General features: G+C 73.8%; 4 protein-coding genes. 1 reads left to right on the top strand and 3 read right to left on the bottom strand.

What is annotated here, in order from left to right; all coding sequences use genetic code 11:
- From ACVNF4_RS33090 to ACVNF4_RS33080, 3 genes are all read right to left on the bottom strand, one after another.
- Positions 1–665 (bottom strand): PAS domain-containing protein (locus ACVNF4_RS33090; RefSeq protein ID WP_461806572.1); only part of this gene is annotated, 665 nt, incomplete at its 3' end.
- A 267-nt stretch (positions 666–932) separates the two neighbouring features.
- Positions 933–1,958 (bottom strand): Gfo/Idh/MocA family protein, encoded by a 1,026-nt coding sequence (locus ACVNF4_RS33085; RefSeq protein WP_461806571.1) that lies wholly within the window; start codon positions 1,956–1,958, stop codon positions 933–935.
- A 47-nt stretch (positions 1,959–2,005) separates the two neighbouring features.
- Positions 2,006–3,526, bottom strand: a complete 1,521-nt coding sequence (locus tag ACVNF4_RS33080) for an alpha/beta hydrolase (protein ID WP_461806570.1) — start codon at positions 3,524–3,526, stop codon at positions 2,006–2,008.
- Between the two features lie 277 nt (positions 3,527–3,803).
- Between ACVNF4_RS33080 and ACVNF4_RS33075 the strand changes: the two genes are divergently transcribed.
- Positions 3,804–4,359, top strand: a 556-nt coding sequence (locus ACVNF4_RS33075) for a chaplin (protein ID WP_461806569.1), incomplete at its 3' end; no start/stop codon positions are given.

The following is a 4,359-nucleotide window of genomic DNA, read 5'->3' as shown; positions in this document are numbered from 1 at the left end:
CCGTGACTCGCTCCGCCGCGGCGGAGCGAGTCACGGGTCTCGGTCACCGCCCGCTGGCTGCGCCGCAGTTCGCTGACGTCCCGCAGCACCGCCCACATCGAGGCGGTGCAGCCGTCGGCGCCGAGCACGGGCTCGCCCATCAGGTGCACGGTCCGCACCTCGCCGCCCGGCCGGACGACCCGGAACTCGCCGTCGATGGGCCGCGAGTCGATGAGGCAGTCGGTGACCATCGCCGTCAGCGTCGGCCGGTCCTCCTCCAGGACGAGCGACGGCAGTTCGTCCAGCGTCAGCGCCGGGGACGCCGGGTCACGGCCGAGGATGCGGTGGAACTCCGCCGACCACACCGCCTCGTCCGCCATCAGGTTCCACTCCGCGCTGCCCACCCGGCTGAGCAGGGAGCCGCGCCGGGGAGCGGTCGGCGCGGCCTCCGCCGCCCCGGACGGCCCGTCCCGCAACTGGGCCAAGTGCGTGTCCAGATCGGTGAGTTGATGCAGAGCGAGGTCGTACAGCGCCCGCTGCCACAGGTCCGCCGGCTCACTGCCGGTGGGCCGCGTGTCCCGGCGGACCGCGGCCATGTCCCCGCGCAGCCTTCGCGCCTGCGATATCAGCGCGTCGACCGGGCCGGGCTGGGCGGCTGGACGGTCCGCGGAGAGAGGGGACGGCATGACGCACTCCGATGCGGGGACGGTTCGGCCGGGGCTGCCGAACGGAAAGGCCGTTACGACTGTTGCACAGCGCGCGACGTCGTGTAAGGGATTTGGCAACACACCTTCAGGTGATGCGCCCGGCATATGCCAGCGGCTTCCCGGACGGCTTTCCGGGCTACCCGCGCGTAATCGCCGGACGCCTCAAACCGTAGACGTAGCAGGGGAGTTGCCGGTTGCATCAGAGCAACACCCAAACCCCACGCGGGTGTTCGAACCCCGTACGCGCTATCCCGTCGCACCACCGTACAGATCCGGCCGAGGAGCGAGCTCCACACCCACCCGCCCGGCCCCGCGCAGCGACCGCACCCCCGCCCCGGCGACCGCCGACGCCGCGTACCCGTCCCACACCGACGGCCCGCTCACCCTCCCCTGCCGCGTCGCCTCGACCCACGCCCGCACCTCGCGGTCGTACGCGTCCGCGAACCGCACCACGTAGTCCTGCGGCACCTCCGTCGCCGCCGCGCCCGCCGAGGTGAGCAGCGGGCCCCGGTCGTCGCCGATGCGGACGCTGCCCTCCTCGCCGACCGCCTCGCAGCGCACCTGGTAGCCGGAGCGGCAGTTGACGAACACCTCGACGTCCACGAGCACGCCGCCGGACGTCTCGAACACCACGAACTGCGGATCCACCAGGCCCTCGGGGGCCCGCGCGGAGGGGGCCGGCCGCAGCACCGTCACCGCCGTCAGCTCCTGGCCCAGCAGCCAGCGGGCCGCGTCGATCTCGTGCGCCACCGAGTCCTCGATCAGCATCTCGCTGGTGAAGAACGACGGGGACGCCGTGTTGCGGTGCACGCAGTGCAGCATCAGCGGCCGGCCCAGCGCACCCGCGTCCAGCACCTCCTTCAGCCGCCGGTACCCCGTGTCGTACCGCCGCATGAACCCCACCTGGACGAGCCTGCGCCCGAGCCGCGCCTCCGCCTCGACGACCCGCAGCGCACCCGCCGGATCCGGCACCATCGGCTTCTCGCATAGCACCGGCAGCCCCCGCCGCAGCGCCGCCAGCAGCGCCGCCTCGTGCGCGGGCCCCGGCGAGGCGATCAGCACCGCCTCCACCCCGGGCGCGTCCAGCGCGGCCTCCGCCTCCGCGTACACCGCCGCCCCCTCGATCCCGGCGACGGCCTCCTTCGCCCGGTCCGCATCGGGATCGGCCACCGCCGCCACCCGCGCACCGCTCACCACCCGGTCCAGCCGCCGCACATGATCCGCCCCCATGCGCCCGGCCCCCAGCACCGCGACCCCCAGCAGCTCCGCCACGCCCACGGCTCCTCTCACTCCGGTGATCACCAGGGTGGCACGGAGCGTCAAGAGGGCCGGCGCACCTCGTCCGCCCCGCACGAACTCCCGCTCGGCGGCAGCGAGCCGTCCAGCAGGAAGTCGTTCACCTCGCGGTGCACGCAGCGGGAGGAGGCGTAACCGGTGTGCCCCTCGGCGTGGTTGTCGAGGACGACGGCGGCGGGGCCGAGGCGGGCCGCGGTCTCCGTCGTCCAGCGGTAGGGGGTCGCGGGGTCGCCCCGGGTGCCGACGAGGAGGATCTTCGGGGTGCGGAGGTCCTTGACGCGGTCGCGGATGAACGAGGTTCCCTCGGGCCGGCCGTGGCACATGAGGGTTTCGGCGAGGCGGTAGCGGCCGAAGACGGGCGACGCCTGCTCGAAGGAGGCGCGCAGCGCGGGGAGCGTGTCCACGAGGTGCCGGGCGTCGGGGCGGTCGGGGTCGTCCGCGCAGTTCACGGCCATGAGGGCGGCGGCCATGTTGTCGAGGGGGACGTCGCCCGGGTCGGCCAGGGTGAGGTGTTCGCCTCGCGGCCGTCCGGGGCCGGTGCCTCGGGGAGCCGCCCCGCCCGCCGCGAACGCCTGCACCCCGCCCGGATCCCCGTCCCCCACCAGCCGTACGAGCCCCTGCTCCAGCGCCGGCCACCAGTCCCGGAGATACAGCGCCTGCGCCAGCGCCCCCACCAGATCCTGCCCCGTGAACTCCCCGCCCCCGTAAACCGGTACGGGCCGCTCGTCCAGCGACCGCACCAGCCGGACGACGCCCTCCCGGGCTGCGCGCGGTTCGTCCCCCAGCGGACAGCCGGAGCCCCGCGCACACCACGCCGTGAAGTCGTCCAGCGCCACCTGCTGCCCCCGCGCCCCCGCGAGCGCCTGCTCGGCGGCCGGCTCGGTCAGCGTGTCCACCCCGTCCAGCGCCAGCCTCCCCACGCGCTGCGGGAACTGCGCCGCGTACACCGCCCCGAGCCGCGTCCCGTACGAGAAACCGAGGTAGTTGAGCCGGCGCTCACCGAGTGCCGCACGGATCACGTCGAGGTCCCTGGCCGCGAACACCGTTCCTATGTACGGCAGTACAGGCCCCGAGCGCCTCGCGCAGAGTGCGGCGGCCTTCCGTAGCCGCTCCAGAAGAGCCGGCGGGTCGTCACCGGTCGGCCCCGTGTCTCCGTCCCCGCAACTCACCGGCGAGGAACGGCCGACACCCCGCGGATCGAAGGCGACCACGTCGTACCGGTTCGTGAGATCCGCGAACGTCCCCCGCCCGTGGGCCAGTTCGGGCACGCCCGCCGCCCCCGGCCCGCCGAAGTCGAGCACCACCGAACCCCGCTTCTCGCCGGTGGCCCGGTAGCGGGCGAGCGCGAGTTCGAGGGTGCCGGCGGCCGGGTGCTCGTAGTCGAGGGGGACACGGACCTTCCCGCACTCCAGATCCCTCGGCACATCCTGCTGCGCGCACGCCGACCAGATCACCTTCTGGCGGTAGAAACCGGCGGGGTCCGGGGTGGGGCCGGCCGTGCCCGTGCCGAGCAGGGAGAGTGCGACGACCAACGTGACCAGCATCGATGCCTCCCGGAGCGCAGTGCCCACGGTCACGATAGGCGGGGCCGCACAGGTGCGCCCGCCGGAGTGCGGGGGGTGCGGACCGGTGCTACCCTGCGCACCCTTCTGTCCGATTCGACGGCTTTACTGCCAGTTCGACAAGCGGGCCACTCGATGGGGTGAAAGGACGATGAGCCATAACTCCGATGGTTCGCCCGCGTTTTAACCGGTACGGGCCAGGCGCCCGTGTCCGGGTGCGGGGAACGCCCGCGCCCCCGACTGTGAAGGCAGGGACCCCATGAGACGGGTGACCCGAAACGGCATGATCGCCGTCGTCGCCGCGTCCGGTGCGATGGCCGTGACGATGCCCGCCCACGCCGACTCCGCGGCCGGCGGTTCCACCGCCGACTCACCCGGGGTGGCCTCCGGGAACACGGTCCAGCTCCCGGTGCACCTCCCCGTGAACCTGTGCGGGAACACCGTGGACGTCGTCGGGCTGCTGAACCCGGCGATGGGCAACAAGTGCGTGAACTCCTCGAAGGGCGACGGGAGGTCAGGTCCTGCGGGGAGCGCAAACGGCGGCGGCGCCCACGCCGACGGGCGCACGCACGACTCGCCGGGCGTCCTGTCCGGCAACGGCATCCAACTGCCGGTCCACCTCCCCGTGAACGTCAGCGGGAACAGCGTGAACGTCGTCGGCGCCCTCAACCCGGCGTTCGGCAACGAGGCGGTCAACACCTCCCACGAGGACCCGCCCGCCCGCCCCGTCGACCCCGCGCCGCAGCACCCCGAACCCCACCGGCCGCCCACCCCCCTCCCGCGCCCGGAAGCACCCTCCCCCGAGGTGCGCGCGT

It is taken from the genome of Streptomyces sp. S6, from assembly GCF_054880855.1.
The sequence above is the reverse complement of the archived record's forward strand: the minus strand, read 5'-3'. Positions and strand labels throughout refer to the sequence as shown.